Source organism: Vibrio sp. 2304, from assembly GCF_033339475.1.
Lineage (GTDB): Bacteria > Pseudomonadota > Gammaproteobacteria > Enterobacterales > Vibrionaceae > Vibrio > Vibrio alginolyticus.
The window spans coordinates 1-507 of record NZ_JAWOUQ010000154.1 but is presented as its reverse complement, the minus strand read 5'-3'; the positions used below and the strand labels follow the sequence as shown (position 1 = coordinate 507).

Here is a 507-nt window from a genome sequence, read left to right as displayed (position 1 = left end):
TTTTTGTGGGAAAAAAGACAAGGTAAACGGCGTGACTTCTGCGCTCGAGAAAATGAAGACTTGCGGTGGTTTCACTTTCTTTTCTTCAGTTTCGTCGGCAAACATGTCTTCAAACAGTGAACCCGGCTCAAACAAACGATCGTCTTTATCCCAAGCACCGCCACCTAGATCCAATTGCAATGCAATGTCATCTTCTAATTTGGTTTTGCTTGGAATTTGCTTCATTTCTAGCGGCTTCCAGCCTTCAGCGGTCAAGCTAAGCAGGGTGTAGGTCTTTTTGGTATCGTCGACACGCACACCAAAATCTTTACCGCTGAGTACGGCTTCTTCGTTAAGCAACTGCAAACGCTGAAAGAAACTTTGCGCGTATTGTTTAGAGAGGTCTTTTTGACTGGTAGGCAACGTAGTGATCACCGCCACCGCGGTAAGAGATAGCAAAACCAGCACCAATAGGATTTCTATTAATGTAAAACAGTTATGTTTTCGCATTTGTTTCATTAGTGCTGG

Annotated in this window: 1 protein-coding gene; it reads right to left on the bottom strand. The window is 44.0% G+C overall.

Annotated elements, in window-relative coordinates; translation table 11 throughout:
- The coding region (locus tag R7P64_RS24765) for a GspH/FimT family pseudopilin (protein ID WP_318124298.1) at positions 1-489 on the bottom strand (489 nt) is incomplete at its 3' end.
- Positions 490-507 lie beyond the last annotated feature (18 nt).